Origin of the sequence: Streptomyces sp. NBC_01431, from assembly GCF_036231355.1 — a bacterium.
Lineage (GTDB): Bacteria > Actinomycetota > Actinomycetes > Streptomycetales > Streptomycetaceae > Streptomyces.
This window is the reverse complement of record NZ_CP109496.1, coordinates 7,597,382-7,619,567: the sequence shown is the minus strand read 5'-3', so window position 1 is coordinate 7,619,567 and position 22,186 is coordinate 7,597,382. Positions and strand designations below refer to the sequence as shown.

Genomic DNA, 22,186 nt, shown 5'->3' with positions numbered 1-22,186 from the left:
TCGGGGCACGCGGACGCCCACGTGATGATGCGGCGCCGCTCCCGATCACGCGGAATGGGAGAGCTGCTTGCGCACCCATGCAGGATCGGGGTTGGTGTACGGCTGGCCCGCCACGATGACCGTCGGCACGGTCTCGTTGCCGTCGTTGGCTGCCCTCACCTCTGCCGCGCCGGCTGGATCGCGCCAGATGTCGACCCAGTGCACCTGGCGGGCGCTACGCCCCAGCCGGATACGCAGTCGCACACAGTACTTGCAGCCCGGTCGCCAGAAGACGACCGGCCGTCCATCGACCGCGCTGCGGCGTTGCGCCTCCAGGGCACCGATCGGCCTGGGGAACATCAGGGGCGAGTTCACGCCTGCGAGCAGAATGAACACCAGCAGGACTGCTGCGGCTGCGCCGGGGGTCCCCATGAAGATCAGCCCAGCCGCGAGCACTGAGCCGTAGAGCACGAGCAGTACCGGCAAGATCCAAGCGCGCATCATGAAGACGAAGGCTATCGTTGAGTCGAAACGCGCCTCGAACTGGGCCGCTCGGCTGGGCGTTCGCAGGCGGCAGGAGCGCGCTTCGTCTGATCAGCGCTCCGGCCAACTGCACCGATCAAGTACGAGGCCGTGCAGGCGAGTCTGCTGCCTGCACGGCCCGGCCATGGTCTCGATACCTCTGGGCCACGACGGCACCGCCTGCTGGGCAAAGATCCAGAGGGAAGGCCGAGTGGGACGAACTCGCCGTTGCTGAACGGGACTTGAGCGGATGAACGAAAGGCTCTCCGACGAGAACCACCCAGCCGCAGCGACGCCAGGCAAGTGCGTGGGTGGACGCGCGGTCATGTTATCCCGCAGCGCACGGCAGGCGGGAAGGAAGCCACAGGAGGCCACGCTCCGCTCGCATGCTCGCCCCCCGTCCGTCCGCCCCCGGCAGTGGGGGTGCATCCGGCCGCCTGGCTGACCGCATGTGCGCTGAACGGGCGCACACAGCGCGCCTCGTGTGAGCGCGGCGTGGCGGGATGTCGACACTGGGGCACCGTTCCATGCCCGCGACGACCCGTCACCAGGAGGTGCGCACTGTGATGCGCCGAGTCCTCAAGGCCGCGGCCACCGCTCTGGCCGCCGCGGCCTGCGTGGTCGCCGCCGTTCCCACCGCTTCCGCCGCAACCCCCGCCCCGGGGCACGCCGCGGCCCTGCTCACGCCGTCCGCCAGCGCGTACGGCGAGCTGGGGGCCGTCAGTTTCGGCGCGGCCCTGCTCGCCTCGGTATCCGACCCCGACCGCTCCCCCGCCGGCGCCAACGACTTCACCTGCAAGCCGACGGCAGTCCACCCCTACCCGGTGGTGTTGGTCGAGGGCACCTTCGCGAACGCCTTTGACAACTGGAGCGGCCTCGCCCCGGTTCTGAAGGGCGCCGGATACTGCGTCTTCGCCCTCAACTACGGCGAGTCCAAACCCCACGCCCTGATCAAGGCGGTCGGCCCGGTCCCCCACTCAGCAAAGGAGCTTGCCGCCTACGTCGACAAGGTGCGGGCGGCGACAGGGACATCGAAGGTCGACCTGGTGGGCCAATCCCAGGGCGGCGGGCTGATGCCCCAGTGGTATCTGCGCTTCGACGGCGGCGCCGCGAAGGTGCACCAGCTGGTGGGCATCAATCCCAGCAGCCACGGCACCACCGCAACTGGCCTGATCCACGTCATCGATGTGGTACTGGACGTGGCGGGGCACGCCGGTAAGCCGTTCGGCCTGGACAGTCCCGCGTCCAAGGACCAGACGATCGGCTCCCCGGTCCTCCAGCAGCTGTACGCCACAGGCGACACGGAGCCCGGTGTCACCTACACCAACATCGTCAGCCGTACCGACGTGGTCGTGACCCCGTACGCCCACCAGTTCCTCAGCGCCGGGCCCGGTGCCACCGTGCACAACGTCCTGCTGCAGAACGTGTGCCCGCTCGACCTCACCGGTCACCTGGGCAGCCCCTACGACCCGAACGTGTTCCAACTGGTGCTGAACGCCCTCGACCCCGCACACGCCGCGCCGGTGCGCTGCGCCCTCATGCCGATTCCGCTGTGATCCTGATCCCGATCGACCTGAATCACGCTGTCCTGCTCACCCCGGCTCACACCGGAATCACCCCGTACCGGTTCTGCACCGGTCCGGCCGTCCCCGACATCATGGCCCGACGTCTGGGACGGCCGGGCGCTGGCGCTCAGGCCTTCGCGCGGGCTTCCGTGATGGCGGGCGGGACCGTGCCGAGCCACCATGTGGGGTTGGCCGTGCCGTCCGTGGTGCGGCCGTCGCGGTGGACGTAGTGCCGGACGTCGCGGCCCGGTTCGGCGAACTCACCGTTGAGGGCGCGTTCGATCCACTCGGCACCGAAGCGGAACACTTCGGCGGCGGCCCCGCCCAGCGGGTGGAACTCGTTCTCGTACACCCGCATCTCCTTGGGTGCGGTGACGCGCTCGTAGCTGGCCAGAGCCTGTTCGAGCGGGGTGAGTTCGTCGAACTCGCCGATGCCGTACAGGACCGGGCAGGCGATCTCGCCGACCATGTCGCCCAGCGGCATGTGGGCGACCAACTCACGGTCGAAGGCCGCCTCGTCGGTGTAGTTGGCCATGTACATGTAGTTGTTCTTGAAGGTCGGCTGAGCGCGTTCGAAAATGGTCTGGAAGTCGCCGGTCACCGCCTCGAAGGCGGCGAGTGCCGCGAGGCGCGGGTCGGTGGCGGCGGCACGTGAGCCCCAGTAGCCGCTCATGCTGATGCCGAACATGCCGATCCGCTGCGGGTCCACCTCGGGCAGGGCGGCCAGGTGGTCGATGTAACGGCCTATCGCACGGTCGTAGTTGGTGAGGTCGACGGCCAGACCACCGGCCCGCGACTCACCCTGCCCGGGGCCCTCGATGGACAGGGCGACCATGCCGCGGGAGGTGTAGTAGCGCTCCGCGGCGTAGAGGTAGTCCTCCTTGATCATGTCCATTCCGGGGCCGAGGATGACGGCGGGGGCGTTGCGCACGGGCTCGGCGGGCAGGTGGAGCAGGGCGTGAATGTGCTTGCCCTCGAAGTCGAGCACCACGCGGCGCACCCGGCCGCCGCGCAGTGCGCCGATGCGCTCGGCACAGTGGTTGGTGCGCTCGCGGAACGCGGCCTTGCGCGGGTCCGCCGCGTCGAAGACGGAGTACTGGGCGCGTCCCCACATGACGGCGGCCCGGATGTAGAGGTCCACGGCGGTCCGGGTGAAGCCGCCGCGCTCGTGGTGCAGGGCCCGCTCCTCGGCCTGGCCCGCCACGGTCGCCCAGGCCTTGGGGAGCATGGCACCGCTCTTGACCAGGGCGAAGACCTTCTCGAAGTCGGTGTGGTCGTGGCCGAGCTGTTCCAGCGTTCCCATGGCCTCGGGGTGCAGGGCGTCGAAGCCGCCCTGAGCGAGGGCGATGTCCAGGGCCCAGTTCTGGCCCGTCGAACGGATGGTCATGACGGATGTTCCTCTCGTCGCCGTACGGGGGGGGGTACGGGTTACATCGGGATAGGTCGGGTTACGGCACCCAGATCGCGGCGAAAGATGGCGAGTACGTCTCGGCGCCTCACTCCCGGCCAATTGCTAAGTACTTAACTAGTAAGTACTTAGGTTAAGCTGGATGTCAACTCGCCCCACCCCGCACCGCCCCAGCCCACACCCCCTCACCGAGGAATCCACACATGACCGAACCGTCGATCCCCACCCGGGAACAGGCCGTCGCGGAACTCTCCCGGGCCGCCTACAGCCTCAGTGCCGCCGACGCCCGCCTGCGCGGCCGCGCCACGCGCAACCCCGGTGCGCTCTCCCTCACCCACGCCCGAGCCCTCCGCGTCCTCGCCGAGGAAGGGCCGCTGCCGGTCGGGCGGCTCGCCGCGGCCACCGAGACCACCGGCGCCGCGGCAACCCAGCTCGTCAACGGCCTGGCCAGCGCGGGCTACGTCACCCGCGAACGTCTCCCGGGCGACAAGAGGTCCGTGGTAGTCGCGCTCACCGCTGCCGGTCGCCACCGTCACAGGGAGCGCGAACACGCCCTCGCCGACGCGCTACACACCGCGCTCACGGACCACGACACCGACGCCCTGCATGCCGCCACCGACATCTTGCGGCACTTGGCCCACATCTACGACGAGCTCTGAAGGCCGCGTTGGCCGCGCTCCCGAGCGGCGCCACCGGTCCCTTGGATTGACGGTCAACCCGCAATGACGACGACAGCCCGCAGTCATACAGGCCCCTGACCCTTTCCCCTCCCAGCACAGGGACCCCTGAAAGGGACGTACTCACACGGCAGTTGACGTTCTTCACGATCACATGCCGCCCAACCGCAGCCACCACGAGAAGTGGGCCAGCCCCGTTGATGAGACACCCTCACCCGGCGTGCTTCCCCAGTGGCGAGAGCATCGCCGATGTTGCTTGATTCGGGTCCAGCTCCAGCGCCAACGCCCTTGAGCCGTACGCCATGGGGTGAGGCGGCATCCGGCCGCGGAGCCTCCACAAAATCCCGTTGGCGAACCACGGCGTCCACTGCTACTTTTCCGGAGGCCGTGCGAGAGAACGAGGAGGTGGTACCCGTGAACGCAGTATCGACATGGGTGCTCCCCTCCGGGGTCACGGTCGGGCGATAGGTCGTCCGGGAGCGCCACTCTGGGCATTCCCGAAAGGCACGACCATGCAATTCACTTCCGAACAACGCCTCGACGACAACGTCCTCGAACGCGAATTCACTCTCGGCGAGATCCCCGGCACCTTGTGGACGTCCGGATCCGCTCCGGCTCCGCTGATCCTGATGGCCCACAACAACGGCCTGCCCAAGGCCGAGCCCCGGCTGGTCGCTCGGGCCCGCTACACCGCTGCGTGCGGCTACGCGGTAGCCACCATCGACGCCGCCGGGTGCGGCGACCGGCCCCGTTCCGCCGCCGACGAGCAGGCCCGCGCCGATCTCCGCCGGGCGCTGCAGGCCGGGGAGCCGGCCGACGAGATCTTCGAGTCCCTCGTCGGCCCGCTGGTCGAAAGGGCGGTCCCGGAATGGCGGACCACCCTGGACGCCCTCCTTTCGCTGCCCGAGATCGGCGGCCCGGTCGGGTACTCGGGGTGGACCGCCCCCGGCATCCGCCTTGCGGCGGTCGATCCGCGCATCGCGGCCGCCGGTTTCTTCGCCGGGGGGTACGTGCCCCGCACCCAGCGCGAGGAGGCCCGGCAGGTCACCATTCCGCTGCTGTTCCTGCTGCAGTGGGACGACGAAGGGAACCCCCGGCAACGGGCCCTGGACCTGTTCGACGCCTTCGGCAGCAAGGAGAAGACCCTGCACGCCAATATGGGCGGGCACACCGGCACACCGTGGTTCGAGAGGGAGGACGGGGACCGGTTCTTCGGCCGCCACCTGAAGTGAGTCCGGGCAGCCAGGTCGGCAGCAGACGCTAAGCGGCGCCGGCCATGATGCCATCATCGAGGACAGGCCCCGTCCCCTCCTCGATGGCGGCGACCAGCAGATGCACAACCGCCCCGACCGTTCCGTGCCGCCGATGGCCGGCACCGGCCGGTCGAGGCGGCGCTCAGCCACCAGCGCCCCCATCAACTCGGCCCACGCCGTGAGCCACTCGGCTCGTACGTTGCGGACCGCCGAGCAATCGACCGACTCAACCACCAGCGCCCGGCCGGGGTTGGTAGCCGACGGTCGGCAGCAGGTACGCGCAGCGGCGTACAGGATCCCGCGGCGGCCACCGCTAGGCCCGGTGACCTCGACTTCCCTTACCGGCGATACGGACGGTGATGCGTTTGCCTCATGGCCCCTTCGCAGCTCAGGTGTATGCCTGATGGGCCGCTGCTACAGGATGCGTCGGCGGCATCGGCGTGCGCTGTGAAGCGGGTTTCCTTGGCCGAGGAGGTGGCAGCGCAGGTAGCCGTGTTCGGTAGGTTCCGGTGTAGGCCAGGAAACCGCCCGCGCCCGGCGCCCTGGTTTCCCGTGAGAGGTGGTAGTCGACCACGGGCGGCACGGTGTCGAGTTGCAGAGCGGTGGTCCGGCGTAGGGGTAGCCGACGCGGGGTGCGACGGCGCGTAGGCCGCGTCGGTCTGTGCCGGTGTGCGACTTAGTTCTGCGCAGTGGGACGGACAACGATGTCGCCCACGTCGACACTGGCCGGCTGCTCGATGGCGAAGGCGATGGCACGGGCGATGGCGTCCGGCGGAATCGCGATCTCGCCCATGCGGTCGAGGACTTGGGCCTTCATCTCCGGAGCCATGGAATCCGCGAATTCCGTGCGCGTGACACCTGGCGAGACGACCGTGACGCGCACACTACTGCCCGCCTCCTGGCGCAAGCCCTCAGAGATGGTGCGGACCGCGTTCTTGGTCCCCGCGTACACCGCCTGGAGCGGCACGATGCGCAGCCCAGCCGTTGAGACGGTGTTCACGAAGTGCCCGAAGCCCTGCTCCCGGAAGACAGGCAGCGCTGCGGCGATTCCGTACAGGACTCCTTTGAGGTTGACGTCGATCATTTCCTCCCAGTCCTCGACGCGCAGGTCGTCCAGCGGGGAGATCAGACCGATCCCGGCGTTGCTGACGAGGACATCGACCTTGCCGTAGCGGTCGCACGCCAACCCGACCAGAGTGGACAGGTCCTCCCGGCGCTTCACGTCCGTGCGCGCGTAGACGGCTTGCCCGCCGGCCTTCTCGATACGGGCGACGAGCGCCTCCAGAAGCTCAGGCCGCCGTGCACCGAGCACCACTTTCGCCCCTCGCTCGGCCAACAGCAGCGCAATCGCCTCGCCGATGCCACTGCTGGCCCCCGTGATCACAACGACCTTGCCTTCGATTCCCGACACGTGATCCTCCGAAAGTGGAATGAGCGCAGCACACCATCTAGAGTGAAAGTGGAGGCCCCGCCAGTTAGTTTCACTGTAAGTGGATGCGCCTCCACTTTGCAACGGGGATGAGGGAGCGGTCGATGGCACGGGATACGGAACGCCCGCTGAGGGCTGACGCACAGCGCAACCGGGACAAGATCCTGGCCGCTGCGGTGCGCGTGTTCACCGAAGAGGGACTGGACACCCACTTCGAACGCATCGCCAAGGAGGCGGGCGTGGGAACCGGCACGCTCTACCGCAACTTCCCGACCCGGGAGATCCTGATCGAGGCGGCCTATCGCAACGAAGTGGCGCGACTTTGCGACGCCGTCCCCGACCTCTTGGCGACGTTGCCGCCACGTGAGGCCCTGCGCGTCTGGATGGGTCGTTTCGTCGACTACGCCACCGCCAAACTCGGCATGGCCGACGCTCTGCGAGCCGTCGTCGCCTCGGGAGCCGACCCATACGGCCACAGCCGCGACATGATCCAGGGCGCCATTTCCAGCCTCATGGCGGCCGGTACCGCCGCCGGCGTCCTGCGCTCCGACATCCGCCCGACCGATATGTTCGCCGCCCTCGCGGGCATCGCCCTCACTTCGGCGAAGCCCGAGCAACGAGACCAAGCCGAACGCCTTCTAGACCTCACCATGGACGGGTTGAAACCCACCCCGCCGCAGTCTTCCGAAAGCTGACGGTACGAACGGCGGGGGCTCCTGCTCGGTGTGGGCTGCCGCCAGGGGAGTTCGACGCCGGAGCCAAGGAACGCCCAGTAGGCTCCCACCCCCCGTACGGCATGCCGACGCTGCCGGGATTCATCACGAGGCGGCCGCGGGCGACGCGGGCGAACGGCATGTGTTCGGTGCGTTCGGCGGTACGGCATTCACGAGTGATGGACACTGTTCCGCGCTGGTTCCGGCGGGCCCAGGCAGTTGTGACTGTAGGGCGTTGGGCGACCTGCCTGGTGACGCCCGATGGGTGGGCGAGGTCCGGCCCGCTGGCGCCCGCACGACGGCGGTTTCGACAGGTCGGGCTGGTCGAGCTCCCATCCTCCATGACGCCCAGAGCCCGGCCTCGTCCCTGGCGGCCGTAGCGGCCCTGGAAGCCGTAAACGGCGACGAGTGGGCTGCCCAACACCAGGGGCTCCTGCGCGCCGCCGTCTCTGCCGCCCTTGCGTGGAGCGGCCTGGTCAGCCTCCAGACGCCCCCGGCGCTCCGGGCGAAACGGGTCGCTCGGCTGCTGGCACAGCACATCCTCCACGAGTGTCACCCTTCAGACGACACAGCAATTGTCATCCATTGGATGACCTAATAGAATGGTGTCAGAGCAGCGCATTGGCAGCCACTGCCCGACCTCTGGAGGTGTTTCACGATGTTGATGCGCACCGACCCCTTCCGTGAGCTCGACCGTCTCGCCCAGCAGCTGACCGGCGCCGGGACCTGGACGCGGCCGTCCGCGATGGCGATGGACGCCTACCGCGAGGGTGACGAGTACGTGGTGGCCTTCGACCTGCCCGGTGTCAGCGCGGAGGCGATCGATATCGACGTCGAGCGGAACATGCTGACCGTCAAGGCCGAGCGCCGGCCCACGACGAAGGCCGACGACGTGCAAATGGAACTGTCGGAACGGCCGCTGGGTGTCTTCTCCCGCCAGCTCGTGCTGGCCGACACCCTGGACACCGAACGCATCCAAGCCGACTACGACGCCGGAGTCCTCACCCTGCGCATCCCGATCGCTGAGCGGGCCAAGCCCCGCAAGATCGCCATCGGCAGGGAGTCCTCCCGCAAGCAGATCTCCGGCTGAGTTCCCGGGCGGCCGAGCCGACGCGGTAGAGGGCGGGCACTCGGCCCCCTCACCCGCCCTCCGCACCCGACAAAGATGGGCGGCGCCGAATGACCTTGCGTTGGGAAGCGTTCCTGGACCAAGTCAAGGAACGCGGCGAGTACAACAGCAGATCCGAAGCAGACCGTGCGGCCCGCGTGGTGCTCGCCCTGCTGGGCGCACACCTGGTCGGCGAGGTGCGCGCGCAGCTCGCGGCGCGGCTGCCGGAAGCATTCGCCCTGATCCTCCTCAACCCCCTGCAGAGCGCCGAACCCCTCACCCCCGAGCGGTTCGTACGCGCTACGACGGCCTGGATCGAGGGCGCCACCGAGGCGACGGCTGCCTGGGACGTCAGCGCCGTCCTCAGCACCGTCGCCGACGCGGCCGACGACGAGCTGCTCCAGCAGATCCTGCTTCAACTCCCCGCGGGCTACGACCTCCTCTTCGGCCGTCCCCAGATCCACTGACCCACCAGCCGGTGCCCGCATACCCGCCGGGCACCGGCACCGCCCCTCCGGATACAGAAAGGCAACCACCGCAGTGATGTCCGATCTGCGTGCACCGCTCCAGCAACCGGACGTGATGACGTACGAGCAGATGCTGGAGAAAGTCCGCTACGAAGGCGCCTACCCCACCCGGGAACGGGCCGAGGAAGCCATCCGCCTGGTCCTCGCAGGACTCGGACGCCAGCTGACGGGCGAAGAACGCGTCGAGCTGGCCGCCCGCCTGCCCTTCGAAGCCGCCCTCACCCTCACCGCGCAGGTCCCCCTCCCCCAGCCCGTCACGGGCTGGGCCTTCGTCAAGGGCCTCGCGGACCGCGCCGGCGCGAGCATCGCCACGACCCGCTGGGACACCGGCGCCGTTCTGACCACCGTCGCCGACCTGGCGGGCCCCGACCTGACGAGCCGCATTCTGCGCCAACTCCCCTCCGGCCACGCCCTGCTGTTCGGCCAAGCCGAACTCACCCAAGCGGCATAAACGAACCGTGCCCCCAAGCCGAAGCGGTCTCCCGCGTCTGGGTGAGGCCCTCGCGCCGCCGAGGGCCTCACGGCAGACCGTCCGTAGTCCAGGTCGGTCTCTTACGCTGGCTCGATAGGCGTTGCCTGGTGTGTTGGCCCTGGCGAATTGGGCGTACGCAATGGTCCTGCATTCCGGGAACGGCGCAAGCGAGGCGAGGGGGTACGGCTCGGATTACAGCTACGGCACTCCTGAGGCCGCTCACCGCGACCTGCTGCGAAAACTCAGCCGTCACGTCATGCACGGAGACCGGACAACGGCGCAGCAGTGCAGCAGTGCAGCAGTTACGGGACATCGAGGCCGGCGGAGGTCACGATCCCGTCGTTCTGGCAACGTTCAGCGGATGCGTGTACCAGCCTCGCGGCTAGGGCCCACAGTAGGTGACCATGCCAGTGCAGAGTCCCGACGGGGCCGTGGGTCAGCTCACCGTGACAGTGACCGCCCCAAGGACCCGGCAGGTGAACAGCAGTGGCGGCAGCCCGCCGGGGTGGTGGCTCATCGGGCTCGGTGTCGTGTTCTTGTGCGCGGCCGCGCTCACCCTCGCGGTGGACCGGGGCGAGGTCGGCGCCGTCCTCGGCGCACTGGTCACCGGAGCCATCGGAGTGGCCGGCCTGGTCAGCGGGATTCGCCAACTGCACTGATCCCGCCGAGCAGTTCACCCAGCACCGCGAAGCACGCGACGCTGCCTCGGACGGACGGGGCGGAGCCACGCCTCAACCACATGACACGGACAGGGCGGGACCACGCCTCAACCACATGACTTGGGGCCGCACCTCCCACGAACGGCTTGAGCCGTACCGCGGACGGACGGCGCTCCCTCGGCATCCGCGATGAACAGAAGGGGTCAGCGCAGACGTCGTGCGCGCAGCACCACGTCGTCGGTGTGGTGTGCGCCCGCGCCGCCTTCGGGCGCCACACGGGGACGCTGTTCGTCCACCTCGACCTCCCAGTCATCGTCATCGTCGAGCAAAGCGACGACCATTGAGGGCCAGACGTAGTCGGCCGGGTTGAAGCCGTTTTCGTCCGGGTGCTGCTCGACCATCCCCGCGTGGTGGACGAGCAGGAGCACGCCCCCGGGTGCGACGGCCGCGAGCAGTGCTCGCTCGGCTGCGGCGTCGGGGGTGCGCAGCAAGGCCGGATACTGCGCGGAAACGAGGTCGAACGAGGCTGGCGCAAGCTCCGCCCGGGTCAGTTCCGCGTGTACCCAGCGAACGGCGACACCGGCGTCCCGTGCGTGTCCGGCCGCCCGCTCCAGGGCGACGCCCGAGACCTCCAGGGCGGTCACGTCCCAGCCGCCCCGTGCGAGCCAGACGGCGTCCGCGCCCTCGCCGCAGCCCACGTCAAGCACCCGTCCGGGTGTGAGCCCCGCGGTCTCGGCCACGAGAGCACCGTTGGGTCGACCGCTCCACAGTTGTTGCCGGTCGGCGTACCGGTTGTCCCATTCGGCTCGTACCGAGGGGTCCCCTGCGTATTCGTCGTCGGCCGAAGGCGTGCCGGACGCGGATGAACCCGCTGTGATGTTCTCAGTCATCGGCCCACTGTCGTGCTCGCGCTCCGGCAACGCCAACACTTGTTGCCGGTCCGGCAAAAAGAGTCGTCAAGGGGAAGGAGCAGCAGGGTGCGTACACACCGGCCGACGGTCGCTTCCGTGCCTCGGGGCGCCCCGGGCAGGGGGGCCCGATAGTGGCGCTCGTCGGCCTGACGATGCCACCGATCCCGTACGAAATGCCGACGTTGACACGGTCTGAAGGATCGTTCGACGACAGGACGGGGCAACAGCCCGCCAGGGAGCCAACCACCGGGTTTGCAGGCTTTACTTGTGGGCGTGCCTGGCGCACGTGCGCACCCTTGGGTGTTGGGCGGATGCAAGCAAAGGAGTACCAACCATGATCCTTCCGAAGGTCCGGGACCCTCGCTTCGTGACGATCCGCCGCGGTGGAACCCTCACCGATGCGGACCATCACCTCCTCGCTCTTTGGGCGGCATCTTGCGCGGAGCACGTCCTTGACCTCTTCGAGTCGGCTCAGCCTGAGGACCCACGGCCGCGTCAGGCGATCGAGCATGCCCGCGCCTGGGTGCGTGGCGAGGTCAAGATGACCCAGGCACGCGCGGCGGGCGGCCATGCCATGGGTGCGGCCAGAGATCTGCGTGGGGCGGCACGGCATGCCGCGTACGCCGCTGGCCAGGCCGGTGCTGTCGCACACGTCGCCGCGCACGAGCTCGGCGCGGCCGCCTATGCGATCAAGGCCGCACGCGCTGCCGCGCCGGAAGGCGAGGGTGAAGCCGCAGGGCGACTGGAGTGCCAGTGGCAGCGTGACCAACTACCGGAGGTGATACGCGAGCTCGTACTTGACGACCAGCGGTTGCGGAACGAGATCTGCTGGTGGGTGTTTGATTGCTGAACACGCCCCGAGGTGCCAGTACTGCCCCCAAGCATGACGGAGTCCCATCTGTCCCAGGAGCGGCGGCGCGACGCTCGCTCGGTGTCACGCTGCCTGCGCCCCTAGTCGTCCGAGGCGGACGGAGTGTCGCCGCGCGGCGGGCTGAAATCGACGTCAAGGGCTCGGATCGTACGTCTCGGGCTGGATGCCGATTTCGTGGCGGGAGCACTCGCCGAAGCGGCGGATGTGCGGATGTGCTCGATCGGGTACGGCGAGGTGCGGGCCAGGTCCCCGGGGGCGATGACGTGCCCCTCGAACTCGGCGCCCATGCCTCGGTGGTGATCACCGCCGGGGCGTGGCCTCTACGCGGCCGTTGCCGCACTGACCGTCACGGCCCTGGCCGCTGTGAGGTTCGATCCGGCGGGGCAGAGATGCGGCGCACCGAGGCACGTCCTCGTGGGCCGGGGGGGCCTCGACGCATTCGTCAAGAGACTCCTCGAACAGGCTCCGCCCTGTGACGACCAGCGGGGTTCCGGCCCTCCGGGCCAACCGGGCGGGACCCCCGGCCGCGTCGATAAGGCCCTCGAATTTCCCCCCTCGCCGCCCAAGTGCTGGCCAGACATGCTCACTTGAATTCCCCACGCTGGAACAGGCGGTGGGTACGTCGATGGCGAGAGTGGAGGTCGCGGCTGAGCGAGTTGGGGAGGCGAGCAGCTACCTTTGGCCTACCTGACAAATGATCATCTGGCGGGTTGGTGGGACCCGGAGCGCTGCCAAGGGTCGGCCTCGACGCAGAACCGCCGGCTCGCTGGGTACGAAGAGCGAGCCGGTCGGCGGTTGCCCGGCTGTCGAGGTACTCGTCTCTGATCTTGCGGAGGCTGTGAGTTCGAGCTCTGACCCGGTAGACGGTCGGCTTGGTTAGGCCTCGAAGCCGCCTCGCGGGTTTGAGCCCGGTGCCGCGACCGACGAACCTCGCGAAAACCTGGCGAAGAGTCGTGTCCTACCTGTTCGAGGCGCGGCCAACCGCCCCCGCTGCGTCCTACTTCTCCTCCGGCTCCCAGGCGCGGAGCAGGTCGAGCAGCCCTGCGTCTCCGTCAACATGCAAGGAGTCGGCCGGGATACGGTCGTACAAGTAGAGGACCAGCTCACTGGCCGTGCCATGGATGGAGGCGCCGGCTGCGTCCGAGTCCTCGCCGGTCGCGGTAGTGGGCGCGGGGATGCGGGTGGAGCGTGCTCCGTCGCCGTCGACCGTGAGGCGCCAGGAGCGGCCCTCGGCGGTGTGGAAGTCGAAGGCCGTGGGCTTGTGCGGCCAGGCACTCGGTGTTCCGCAGACGGTGAACAGGAACTCCTCCACACCGTCGAGCGCCACGCCGAGCGGCAGCGGCTGCGGGGCGCCCCCGGCGAGCTGGGCGTCGTACGTGTGCACCGCGGTCTCCTGGACCCGGTGCCGGGCGATACCACCGGAGGTTTGCGGTGACTGCGACGCAGGCCACCACGTCCAGCAACCACTCTCCGGTCCTGCCTCGCGCAGGGCGTTCAGCAGAAGCTGCGTCGACGCGGACAGCCAGGCCAGCAGGGCCTCACGCTCCCGCGGCACTTCCAAAGCGGCGCGCGCAGCGGTGGCCTCGGCCGGAGGAGCGTCGGCAGGCCCCGCGCCGACGATGGCGGCCCAGAAACGGTCTCCCCCACCCAGGTGCTTCACCAGATCGAACAGCGTCCACCCGGGGCAGGTTGGCACCTGTGCGTCGAGACTGGGCGCGGCGGCGACCGCGGTGCGGAAGGCAGTCGACCGTTCATCGATCAGTCGCAGCAGGTCAGGGAACTCAAGATTCTTTTCCACGCCGGTTGTCTATCACCGTGCTCCGGTGATCGGACAGCGATTTCCAGTCGTCGCCGGTTGGCCATTGCGGACGTCGTCCTTGCCTCCCACCGCTCGGGTGACACGCTGCGCTCTGTTGCGAGCACGCTGGTGGTGGCGGTACGCCAGGCGCTGGGCCGCGTCCCGAGCTGTTTCCCACTCCGGTCAGGTGCCCACACGCTGCCACCATGGCTCTGCCAACGGCCGCTCCATTCCGCGGCGGCGACGGAGAGTGATCTCGACAGGCGGGTACCCGGGCGCAGCCCTAGGCTCTTTCGGGTCGGGCCACCCCCGGACAAATGGCGCGTAGCCGTCCGCATGCCGAAGTGGCCCCTAGCCGATCCACGGACACGTGGAGGTTTCATGCGATACACCCACACCTGTGCCACGGCCGCAGCTGCCGTCGCGCTCACCCTCGCGGGAACCACGACCGCGTTCGGCGCGGCCAGCCCCACAGCCGGCTCGGACGCGGTGTTCCTCCAGACCATCCATCAGGCCAACCTCGCCGAGATCGCCGCGGGCAAGGACGCCCGTACGCACGCGAACAGCGCCTGCGTGAAACAGGTCGCACAGATCCTGGTGCGCGACCACACAACACTGGACGCCAAGGGAGGAGCGCTGGCCAAAAGCAAGGGCATCTCGCTGACGAGCGACCCCACCGCAGAACAGCAGAAGCAACTGTCCGCGCTGAAGCCGCTGAACGGCACTGCGCCCTACGACAGTGCCTGGTTGAAGCTCCAGAGCAGCGGCCACCAGCAGGCGCTCGCGCTGATCGACAAAGAACTGAAGTCCGGCACGGACAGCCAGATCCAGGCGGCCGCCCAGGCTGCGCGTCCGATCGTGGCCTCCCACCTGAAGATGGTGGAGGGCGGCGTATGCCACTCGTCGATGGGAAGCAGCCCACCTCAGTGACGAGCCCGACCTCGCAGCTTTGCCACGCGCCCCTCGCCCGCACGGACGAGGGGCGCAGCTTCGAGACACCCGCCGCGATTCGTCCGGGCCAGCGGCCCCGTCGCATATCCGGTCGTAACCGAATGGAATGTGAGTAGTCCGGGGAGGATGCGGTGGCGTAGGAAAGTAAAGCGTGCCTGCCCGTACATTTGCCTCGCGATGAGCTCGGCCTTGGTGCTCACATCCTCGGTGGGTCCGTTGCTGTACGGAAGTGTGAGGGCTGCGATCACGGCGTCGTGGTCCCGGTCGAGACCGCGGGTGCAGGCGGCAGGTTCGCTGTGCGGACGCCGTCAATCCAGCGTGCGAGTGTTTCGGAGATCTCCGAGTGGGCGCCTGGAGCTGCGCGAAGTCCCTGTCACGGGTGGTGAGTTGGACTATTTCGGTGCAGGCGGCGGTGCCCCTGGGCCAGGCGGCCTTGGTGCTCGGTTTTGAGGCTGTCAGGCCTGGCGAGGCATCCGGGCGAGTCTGGCCACCGAAATGCGAGCCAGGACCCAGCAAGAGGCGTAACTGACCGTGGCATGACTGGAGTTGACCTGGGCTGACACCCGCATCGTGCTTACCGTGGGGAATCTCAGCGCCTTCATCGGCGACTTGGCGTCCGGGAGAAGCAGCGATCCGTACTTCTGGTTCGTGGCCACCGCCGCCATCGCCTACATCACGTTCGTCGCCCTCTTTGCTCGGCATACCTGAGCGGCCAGCCCACCTCGAACGGCTCGCCACCGTAGGCTCGGCCGGGCAACGCCACGAACGCGGTCGCCGGGGGCCGGTACCGGGCGGGACACTAGTGCAGCAAGGGCATCGCCCCGTACAACTCAACCTCCGGTCTGGGCGGCATTGATGGCCCCTCGCCGCGATCGGCGCGCCTCCCGCTGCAAGGCCCGAAGCAGCGCGTCAAATCTCGGCGATATCACTCTTCGCCAACACCAGGTGGTGTCGCTTCCCTGACCGAGGAACCGTGTCGCGTCACACGCTCTTGCTCAATTTCCCTGATCGGTCACCGATGGTGTCCACTGCTGGGAAGAAGCAAGCTCCGCAGTGCGGCAGCGACCTTCCCGGGCTGGCTGATGAAAGGTGAGTGGCTCGTGTGCCATGTCAGTGCGCTGGAACAGCGGCTGCTCATCTCCTTCTGCAAGTCGGGTTCAACCGCGCGGTCCTGAGTGCAGATGACGTAGGTGGAAGGTGTGTTCCGCCACGACTGGCGTTGCGGCACTCCCCGGCCACATCCCGGTTTCTGAGGTCGCAGCAATGACGCTGCCCAGGTCGCACGCTCGACCGGAGCGTCGGCATAGAAGAGTTCAACGGCCGCCGCGGAGTCCACATGGGTCAGTCCGTCTCCGTCATGCACGATGGAGGAAGCGAGGAGCCTGGTCGAACCACCGAGACTGGCGGCGCTCTCGCCCTCAGCAGGCACAAAGGCTGCCAGGTACACCAAATGAACGGCCCCTGTCAGGCCAGTGATCACTGAGCCACCGTAAGAGTGGCCCAAAACCAGAGGCGGCTCTTCCATGGCATCAACGACTGCCTGCACCGCTTCGGTGTCAGCCATAAGCGAGCCACGATGCAGTTCCGGAACAGCCACCTCGACTCCGGCAGCAGCCAACTCCCCAACAACTAGGTCGAAGTGCTGCGGGTCGTGGTACAGACCGTGCACCAACACCACTCCATTCACGAAGATCCCCCATTCAGCAGCGCATTTCACATTGCCAGCAGCCATGATCGTCTGTGCGGCGCCGGTCACGCCAGCAGCAGACGTTTCGCAGTAGGGCGAATCCAGCCGGTCCAACATCTGAGGCTGCCACCTTGATCGGGGGCGTCTTGAGGCTGGATTGTGAGGGCCGCGACAGCGAGCCGGGGCTCGCGGCGAGCCTGTACTGCACTGGGCTGAACGGAGGAAGCCGCGTGACCTGGCGTGCGGACCGCCGTTGAACGCGCCGGAGAAGCGCAATAAAGGGTCTCGAGGCTGGCCAGCCTCGAGACCCTTGTTGCGCGCTCAAGACGCGGCGGGCCGTCCCCGGCCAGCGGATATTCGCGTTCCTGCCGCTGCGCGTCGGGGGTCAGGACATTCGCTTCCGGTGGCCGCCTGGCCGCCCAGAGACCGCCATGGTGACGGGGCGCGGGCGCACAAGCCCCTGCCACCAGCCCAGCGCCTCATGGCCAGCCCCAGCGGGGCGGCACCGACGTCGCGGGCGGCCCGCGCTCCGACTGCTGCTCGGCCCCGGGTCCGCCATCCGGTAAGCAGCTCGCCCCTACGGGCTGGACGCGGGTATGGGCCGTGAGGAGAAAGACGCCCTGGGACGGGTGGTTGGCCATCATCAGATCAATGCGGTGAGTGTTGGCCCAAATGAGCGCAGTTTGTGACGTGTTGGGGATGGTTCTCGTTCCAGGGTATGTCCGGGGGATCAGGGTCGGACAGGACGCGGCGGCTGGTGCGGGGCATCACAGGGCGTCCTGGTGAGATGCCGTGCCAGCAGGCCGCGGCCCCGGCCAAGGCCCATCCGGACACGTCTAAAGGGGCGGCAGGATCCCAAAAACGGGGCCCGTCACCCCTCCCTGATCCACCGAATGGGAGCACAACCGTGATCAAGCAGGTTCTCGCAGGGGCGGCTTTCGCCACCGCCGCAACGATGGCCGCCGCCGTGCCCGCCTCGGCACAAACCACGGGACCCGAGGCCCTGAGCATCCCCGCCAACGCGCTCAAGAGCGTCCTCGCGGCCCCTGTCGCGCAGGGCCCGACCGTCAGCGGCATGGGTGCTGGCAGGGGTGTCGGTGCGACGGACTTCGGGACCCGCAGCGGTGACACCGCCATCGCGGGTGACTCCGGCGGCATCCTCAACACCTACGGCGCCCCGCTCATCAACGTCGACGGACGCTGCGCGGTGCCGCTGCCCGAGGGCGAGGGCATCGGCGGACACCTGCTCGGCGGCCCCAAGGCCGCGTGCAACGTCGCACCCGTCGACCAGTACCAGGCCCCGATGAAGCTCCTCTGACCGGGCGACCGCCGTACCCCCTCCACTGCTCAGGCCCGCAACACCCGTGCGCGGGTCGCGACCACTGCCAGCACGTAGTCGGGCTCGGGGCGTCGGTCTCCAAACGAGGTACCGCCGCAACCGGTTGAGCAGAGAGCAGTTCGCCGCATTCGGTGTGGACTGGATGTGACCGTCCCGGTGGCCGCGGCCACGGCCGGTCGTTGAACCGGCCGGCCGGATGAGAAGAAGTGCACCAGGAGTCCCGGGGCGGTCATGGCATGGTCCCGGGACTCCGTGCTGCCGGGCGTCGTCTCGCTCGTACGCCCTGAGCCTCGCGAGGCGGCCCATGCAGCAGTGCGCGTAGTCATTCGCGCGGTCCCGGAACTCGCCCGGCCGGCACTGCCGCGTGTCCACAACTGCACTGCCGCAGCACACTCGATCTCCGCCAACGCGCGGGACAGCCAGGTGCTGGCGGCGTCCATCTTCCCTTTGATGCTCGTTGACCGCGACCTGCTGGTAGCCGCCGCCCCCAGCACGAATCAGGCGGGAACCGGGATCGCTCAGGCAGGTCCGAACGCTCCGGAGGGCGGGCGCGGGACCGCTCCAGCGCCCGCCCGCAGCTTCACCAGTCGCGTTCACCGGCGGACGAGGAAGGCCCTTTTGCTCCATCAAGACCGGCAGCCGTCCGTTCGCTCCACGGCGTTCTGCCGCCCGTCCCCCCGGACGCGGAGCCCGGAGACAGGGTCAGTCGGTGAACCCGTTCTGCACGGCGTCGAAGACGGGACGGTACGTGTCCCACTGAGCCTCCGGGGCCGACAGGTAGATGTCGTACTCCCGGCCGCCCGCCGTGCCGTATCCGAGGTCGATGGCGCGGAAGGCGCGGGCGCGGCCGTGGAAGGTGAATTCCCACACCGCGGCCGGCTTGTCCTTGAACGTGGTCTTCTGCATCCGCAGCCTGCGGTACGTGGCGTAGTTGGCCTTGGTGTTCGTCTCGATGTCCGTGAAGTGCTCGATGGGGTGCGAACCGGCCGGGTCCACCATGCCGATGGTGATACCGGCCAGGCCGGACGGGTCGGTGTAGGTGACCGCACCGGCCGAACCCGTCTTCGGCTTCCAGTCGGCCGGTATGGGAAAGGAAACGCCGAGCCGCTGGTCGCGGACCACGCGGTAGCCGTCGGGGACCCGCGAGGGTGTGGCCGATGGGGTGGGCGTCGTGGTGCTGGTTTTCTGGCCGTCGGCCGCATCAGCGCCGCCGCGCTGCGACGACACGTAGAGCATTCCGGCCGCGGCGGCCACCGCCAGGGCGAGCACGACAACCCCGAGGACGCGACGGCCTCGTTTTCGGCCCCGGCCGTCCCGTTCCGTCATCACGGGCGGGGTCGGCAGTGCCGCGGGCGTCCGTGCCGTGTCGGCGTTGTCGTCCGTCACGGGCGGGGTCGGCAGCGCCGCGGGCGTCCGTGCCGTGTCGGCGTTGTCGTCAGGCCCGTCGTGGCCGACGGCCGACTGCGTGGGCGTCGAGCCGCCGGAACAGGCGGCCCGCAGGGCCTGTTCCGTCTGCTCCGCCGTCGGCCTGTCCTCGGGGTTCTTCGACAGGAGGCCGTCGATGAGCGGTTCCAGCGGACCGGCCTGCCGCGTCGGCTCCAGCGGGTCCACGACGATGGCGTACGCCGTCTCCATGGCGGTCTCCCGGCGGTACGGCGGCCTCCCTTCGACCGCCTGGTACAGCGTCGCGCCCAGCGACCAAAGGTCGGAGGAGGGGCCGGGCTGCCGGCCGCGGATCCGTTCCGGGGCCATGAAGTCGATGGAGCCGACCATCTCCCCGGTCTGCGTAAGCGTCGAGGTGCCAGCGGTCCTCGCTATGCCGAAGTCGGTCAGGACCACCCTGCCGTCGGCCCCGAGCAGGACGTTGCCGGGCTTGATGTCCCGGTGCAGGACACCGGCGGCGTGCGCGGCCCGGACGGCAGCGACCATGCCGAGGCCGATACGTGCGGCCTCTTCGGGCGACACGGTGTGTGCGCCCTTGAGGACGTCGCCGAGAGTGGGCGCGGGGACGTACTCCATGACGATGCACGGTCGGCCGTCGTCCTCCACGACGTCGTGCACGACGACGACGTTGGGATGGACGACCCGGGCGGCGCTGCGCGCCTCACGGCGGGTGCGCTCGTACAGCGTGGCGACCTCGTTGTCGGACAGGTGCGGCTGCGTATGGAGCTGCTTGAGGGCGACCTGCCGGGCGAGCACCTCGTCCTCGGCCCGCCATACCGTGCCCATACCGCCGCGGCCGATGCACTCGACCAGTCGGTACCGCCCGGCGACCAGCCGCCCTTCGTCCGACACAGCCCTACCCTCCGTCTGCTTCTCCCTCATTCGTATCACCCAACCATGCACGGTAACCGACTCGGCAAATGGCTCGTGAATGGTCCGACAGCCGCAGACGCCCCATCTGGTCACAGACCATTGGATATGCCGCATCCAGCACATATCTCGCCCACCACGCCCGCGTCAGCTCCCTCCCAGGCGGGCACGCACCCGTCGGTCCGGCTCTACGATGTCGCGGCCGTACGGCGGGCGAGGCCTTGCCTCCGCCGCTGTCACCTGCACGGGGCGGGTGTGGACTCCGATGCCGCCGGAGGCGATGAGATTGTCGCCCGTTATGTAGCGGGCAAGGGGCGGCTACGCCCACGCTGTGGGATCGGACGCGGCAGCTCGCCGCCCAGGAGATCCTGCAAACCGCGTTGCGCCTGTTCACGCAGCAGGGGTACGACGAGACGACCATCGCGCAGATCGCCCGCGAGGCCGGGGTCTCCCAGCGCACCCTGTTCCGTTACTTCGGCACCAAGGAAGACCTCATCGGCGGCAGCCAGGAGCGGTTCGTCACCCTCCTGACCCATCGGTCAGTGCAGCCGCCGCAACGGCTCCCGCGATCCGCTCCCCCAGGGACGAGGACCTCGCGGCGCGGGATCGGCCGCCCTCAGGTGCGCGGGAGGAGATGCCGGTCGACCAGGTCGGTGTGCACCTGCTCAAGGTGGGAGGTCTCGGTCCGGGCCGGGTTGGCGCCGATGGAGGTGGGGACGATGACACCGGCGAGGGGGTCGTCGGTGCGTGGCTGGTTGAGTGTCAGGACGTCGCCGATGCCGGGGGCGGCCTGGTCGCGGGCGGTGAGCGGGGGCAGGTTCCAGCGCTGCTCGACCGTCTTGAGCAGCGAGGTGTGGTCCAGCGGCACGCCGTCTTCGGGAACGCGGAAGACTGTGCCGGGTTGGATGAGCGGGGAGACGAGCACCGTGGGCACGCGCACCCCGAATCGGGTGAAGTCGAAGCCGAATTCGCCGACCGCGTCATCGGGCGGCGTCGCGCCGGATGGCGGAGCCACGTGGTCGTAGCAACCGCCGTGCTCGTCGTAGGTGATGACCAGCAGGGTCTTTGCCCACCCCGGCCCGTCGTGCAGCGCCTGGTAGACGTCGTGGATGAGTTGCTCGCCCAGTGCGACGTCATAGTTGGGGTGCTGGCTGTTGCCCGTGGAGGCCCAGGCGGGCTCCAGGAAATTGAACCCGGGCAGGGAGCCGGCGGCGGCCGCGTTCTTGAAGTCGATGAACTTGCCGAAGTGCCGCTCGTCGGCGTGTGCGATGTCGGGGAAGTTGCCTCGGGTCAGCGGTTGGGCGTGGTAACCGAAGACGGACCAGTCGATCTTGCTGTCGTCGAGGCGGCCGAAGATGCTGGGGCAGGTGAAGGTGTGCGTGTTGTCGTCCATGTGGCCCTGGCTGGTGCCGGCGCACGCGAAGGCCCGGTTGGGCAGGGTCTCCGTCGGCACCGAGCTGTACCAGTGGTCGCACACCGCGTATCCGCGGGCAAGACCGGACAGTACCGGAAGCGCTTCCGGGGTGAAACAGCCCATGATGTCGTTCGCGGTGGTGCCCGGGTAGACGTGCTGGCCGTGTTGGATGCGCTGCGGCAAGGTCGCTGCGAAGTCCGTGACGAAGCCTTCGTTGGTCGCGACGGGGGTCGCGGTGGTGGGAGTCGGCGTGCCGAACAGTTGGTTGTTGGTGGGCCGGTACCCCTCCCCCGGATTGGCGCCGGGCATGAAGTACGCGCCGGGCCTTGCCGGGTCGATCCGGAAGACAGCCGTTCGGCCGCCGCTCCCGTCCGGGTTGGACTCCTGTCCGGTCAGCCCTTCGAAGGGCTGACCGGACGGGGAGTGGTTGCCCTGATCGGTGTAGAGGAACCCCAGCATGTGGTCGAAGGAGCGGTTCTCCAGCATGAGGACCACGAAGTGATCGATCTGGTCCAGCAACGAGGTACTTGACGGCATCTGTCGCCTCCCGGCGGGTGCGGACGCTGGTGGAAGCTGCCGCCGATCGGCGC

General features: G+C 68.7%; 21 protein-coding genes and 2 pseudogenes. 13 read left to right on the top strand and 10 right to left on the bottom strand.

The annotated features are described in order from the left end of the window. Positions 1-45: 45 nt before the first annotated feature. A complete protein-coding gene (locus OG522_RS34740) occupies positions 46-483 on the bottom strand; it encodes a glutaredoxin domain-containing protein (protein WP_329467017.1) in 438 nt (145 codons plus the stop codon). Between the two features lie 584 nt (positions 484-1,067). Between OG522_RS34740 and OG522_RS34735 the strand changes: the two genes are divergently transcribed. After that, on the top strand, positions 1,068-2,057 hold the full coding sequence (locus OG522_RS34735) for an esterase/lipase family protein (protein ID WP_329467016.1): 990 nt from the start codon (positions 1,068-1,070) through the stop codon (positions 2,055-2,057). Positions 2,058-2,193: 136 nt separating this feature from the next. On the opposite strand, the gene OG522_RS34730 is transcribed toward OG522_RS34735, so the two are convergent. Continuing rightward, on the bottom strand, positions 2,194-3,453 hold the full coding sequence (locus OG522_RS34730; RefSeq protein WP_329467015.1) for an alpha/beta hydrolase: 1,260 nt from the start codon (positions 3,451-3,453) through the stop codon (positions 2,194-2,196). Between the two features lie 224 nt (positions 3,454-3,677). Between OG522_RS34730 and OG522_RS34725 the strand changes: the two genes are divergently transcribed. Both OG522_RS34725 and OG522_RS34720 read left to right on the top strand, forming a co-directional pair. Further along, positions 3,678-4,133, top strand: coding sequence for a MarR family winged helix-turn-helix transcriptional regulator (locus tag OG522_RS34725; RefSeq protein WP_329467014.1), 456 nt, complete (start codon positions 3,678-3,680; stop codon positions 4,131-4,133). 530 nt (positions 4,134-4,663) lie between these two features. Next, positions 4,664-5,383, top strand: a complete 720-nt coding sequence (locus OG522_RS34720; RefSeq protein ID WP_329467013.1) for a dienelactone hydrolase family protein — start codon at positions 4,664-4,666, stop codon at positions 5,381-5,383. A 697-nt stretch (positions 5,384-6,080) separates the two neighbouring features. Here OG522_RS34720 and OG522_RS34715 read toward each other — a convergent pair. Beyond that, complete coding sequence (locus OG522_RS34715) at positions 6,081-6,815, bottom strand: SDR family oxidoreductase (RefSeq protein WP_329467012.1); 735 nt, start codon at positions 6,813-6,815, stop codon at positions 6,081-6,083. Between the two features lie 122 nt (positions 6,816-6,937). Between OG522_RS34715 and OG522_RS34710 the strand changes: the two genes are divergently transcribed. Further along, positions 6,938-7,528: a TetR/AcrR family transcriptional regulator gene (locus OG522_RS34710; RefSeq protein ID WP_329467011.1), complete on the top strand. Its 591-nt coding sequence runs from the start codon at positions 6,938-6,940 to the stop codon at positions 7,526-7,528. A gap of 56 nt (positions 7,529-7,584) precedes the next feature. Here the strand turns inward: OG522_RS34710 and OG522_RS41330 are convergent. After that, a pseudogene (locus OG522_RS41330) lies at positions 7,585-7,691 on the bottom strand (metallophosphoesterase family protein); the annotation flags it as partial. A gap of 513 nt (positions 7,692-8,204) precedes the next feature. Here OG522_RS41330 and OG522_RS34705 point away from each other — a divergent pair. From OG522_RS34705 to OG522_RS34690, 4 genes are all read left to right on the top strand, one after another. Further along, positions 8,205-8,636 carry an Hsp20/alpha crystallin family protein gene (locus tag OG522_RS34705; RefSeq protein WP_329467010.1) on the top strand — a complete coding sequence of 144 codons (432 nt, stop codon included), beginning with the start codon at positions 8,205-8,207 and terminating at the stop codon, positions 8,634-8,636. 89 nt (positions 8,637-8,725) lie between these two features. Next, positions 8,726-9,121 (top strand): DUF2267 domain-containing protein, encoded by a 396-nt coding sequence (locus OG522_RS34700; RefSeq protein WP_329467009.1) that lies wholly within the window; start codon positions 8,726-8,728, stop codon positions 9,119-9,121. Between the two features lie 76 nt (positions 9,122-9,197). Continuing rightward, positions 9,198-9,632, top strand: coding sequence for a DUF2267 domain-containing protein (locus OG522_RS34695; protein WP_443074787.1), 435 nt, complete (start codon positions 9,198-9,200; stop codon positions 9,630-9,632). Positions 9,633-10,129: 497 nt separating this feature from the next. Further along, entirely contained in the window at positions 10,130-10,312 is a 183-nt protein-coding gene (locus OG522_RS34690) for a hypothetical protein (RefSeq protein ID WP_329467007.1), read from the top strand. A 203-nt stretch (positions 10,313-10,515) separates the two neighbouring features. On the opposite strand, the gene OG522_RS34685 is transcribed toward OG522_RS34690, so the two are convergent. Then, a complete protein-coding gene (locus OG522_RS34685; protein ID WP_329467006.1) occupies positions 10,516-11,202 on the bottom strand; it encodes a class I SAM-dependent methyltransferase in 687 nt (228 codons plus the stop codon). Positions 11,203-11,557: 355 nt separating this feature from the next. Here OG522_RS34685 and OG522_RS34680 point away from each other — a divergent pair, with 355 nt between their 5' ends. Then, positions 11,558-12,073, top strand: coding sequence for a putative immunity protein (locus OG522_RS34680; RefSeq protein WP_329467005.1), 516 nt, complete (start codon positions 11,558-11,560; stop codon positions 12,071-12,073). Positions 12,074-12,174: 101 nt separating this feature from the next. Here the strand turns inward: OG522_RS34680 and OG522_RS34675 are convergent, their stop codons facing one another. Both OG522_RS34675 and OG522_RS34670 read right to left on the bottom strand, forming a co-directional pair. Beyond that, on the bottom strand, positions 12,175-12,381 hold the full coding sequence (locus OG522_RS34675; protein ID WP_329467004.1) for a hypothetical protein: 207 nt from the start codon (positions 12,379-12,381) through the stop codon (positions 12,175-12,177). 710 nt (positions 12,382-13,091) lie between these two features. Then, entirely contained in the window at positions 13,092-13,892 is an 801-nt protein-coding gene (locus OG522_RS34670; RefSeq protein ID WP_329467003.1) for a maleylpyruvate isomerase family mycothiol-dependent enzyme, read from the bottom strand. A 381-nt stretch (positions 13,893-14,273) separates the two neighbouring features. On the opposite strand from OG522_RS34670, the gene OG522_RS34665 reads away from it, so the two are divergent. Both OG522_RS34665 and OG522_RS34655 read left to right on the top strand, forming a co-directional pair. Next, a complete protein-coding gene (locus OG522_RS34665; RefSeq protein WP_329467002.1) occupies positions 14,274-14,822 on the top strand; it encodes a DUF4142 domain-containing protein in 549 nt (182 codons plus the stop codon). A 600-nt stretch (positions 14,823-15,422) separates the two neighbouring features. Beyond that, positions 15,423-15,551, top strand: coding sequence for a hypothetical protein (locus tag OG522_RS34655; RefSeq protein WP_329467001.1), 129 nt, complete (start codon positions 15,423-15,425; stop codon positions 15,549-15,551). A gap of 304 nt (positions 15,552-15,855) precedes the next feature. On the opposite strand, the gene OG522_RS34650 is transcribed toward OG522_RS34655, so the two are convergent. Further along, entirely contained in the window at positions 15,856-16,647 is a 792-nt protein-coding gene (locus OG522_RS34650) for an alpha/beta hydrolase (protein ID WP_443074786.1), read from the bottom strand. Positions 16,648-17,437: 790 nt separating this feature from the next. Between OG522_RS34650 and OG522_RS34645 the strand changes: the two genes are divergently transcribed. Continuing rightward, complete coding sequence (locus tag OG522_RS34645) at positions 17,438-17,848, top strand: hypothetical protein (protein WP_329467000.1); 411 nt, start codon at positions 17,438-17,440, stop codon at positions 17,846-17,848. 723 nt (positions 17,849-18,571) lie between these two features. On the opposite strand, the gene OG522_RS34640 is transcribed toward OG522_RS34645, so the two are convergent. Continuing rightward, positions 18,572-20,164: a serine/threonine-protein kinase gene (locus OG522_RS34640; RefSeq protein WP_329466999.1), complete on the bottom strand. Its 1,593-nt coding sequence runs from the start codon at positions 20,162-20,164 to the stop codon at positions 18,572-18,574. A 347-nt stretch (positions 20,165-20,511) separates the two neighbouring features. Between OG522_RS34640 and OG522_RS34635 the strand changes: the two are divergent. Next, positions 20,512-20,667, top strand: a pseudogene (locus tag OG522_RS34635) (helix-turn-helix domain-containing protein); the annotation flags it as partial. Between the two features lie 131 nt (positions 20,668-20,798). On the opposite strand, the gene OG522_RS34630 reads toward OG522_RS34635, so the two are convergent. After that, on the bottom strand, positions 20,799-22,133 hold the full coding sequence (locus tag OG522_RS34630; RefSeq protein WP_329466998.1) for an alkaline phosphatase family protein: 1,335 nt from the start codon (positions 22,131-22,133) through the stop codon (positions 20,799-20,801). Positions 22,134-22,186: the final 53 nt, after the last annotated feature.

Coding starts and splice junctions, on each gene's coding strand:
- OG522_RS34685 (WP_329467006.1), bottom strand. CDS start 11,202: ATGACTGAGAACATCACAGCGGGTTCATCCGCGTCCGGCACGCCTTCG.
- OG522_RS34735 (WP_329467016.1), top strand. CDS start 1,068: ATGCGCCGAGTCCTCAAGGCCGCGGCCACCGCTCTGGCCGCCGCGGCC.
- OG522_RS34680 (WP_329467005.1), top strand. CDS start 11,558: ATGATCCTTCCGAAGGTCCGGGACCCTCGCTTCGTGACGATCCGCCGC.
- OG522_RS34630 (WP_329466998.1), bottom strand. CDS start 22,133: ATGCCGTCAAGTACCTCGTTGCTGGACCAGATCGATCACTTCGTGGTC.
- OG522_RS34730 (WP_329467015.1), bottom strand. CDS start 3,453: ATGACCATCCGTTCGACGGGCCAGAACTGGGCCCTGGACATCGCCCTC.
- OG522_RS34740 (WP_329467017.1), bottom strand. CDS start 483: ATGATGCGCGCTTGGATCTTGCCGGTACTGCTCGTGCTCTACGGCTCA.
- OG522_RS34725 (WP_329467014.1), top strand. CDS start 3,678: ATGACCGAACCGTCGATCCCCACCCGGGAACAGGCCGTCGCGGAACTC.
- OG522_RS34720 (WP_329467013.1), top strand. CDS start 4,664: ATGCAATTCACTTCCGAACAACGCCTCGACGACAACGTCCTCGAACGC.
- OG522_RS34665 (WP_329467002.1), top strand. CDS start 14,274: ATGCGATACACCCACACCTGTGCCACGGCCGCAGCTGCCGTCGCGCTC.
- OG522_RS34695 (WP_443074787.1), top strand. CDS start 9,198: ATGTCCGATCTGCGTGCACCGCTCCAGCAACCGGACGTGATGACGTAC.
- OG522_RS34710 (WP_329467011.1), top strand. CDS start 6,938: ATGGCACGGGATACGGAACGCCCGCTGAGGGCTGACGCACAGCGCAAC.
- OG522_RS34650 (WP_443074786.1), bottom strand. CDS start 16,647: ATGTTGGACCGGCTGGATTCGCCCTACTGCGAAACGTCTGCTGCTGGC.
- OG522_RS34700 (WP_329467009.1), top strand. CDS start 8,726: ATGACCTTGCGTTGGGAAGCGTTCCTGGACCAAGTCAAGGAACGCGGC.
- OG522_RS34705 (WP_329467010.1), top strand. CDS start 8,205: ATGTTGATGCGCACCGACCCCTTCCGTGAGCTCGACCGTCTCGCCCAG.
- OG522_RS34675 (WP_329467004.1), bottom strand. CDS start 12,381: ATGGGCGCCGAGTTCGAGGGGCACGTCATCGCCCCCGGGGACCTGGCC.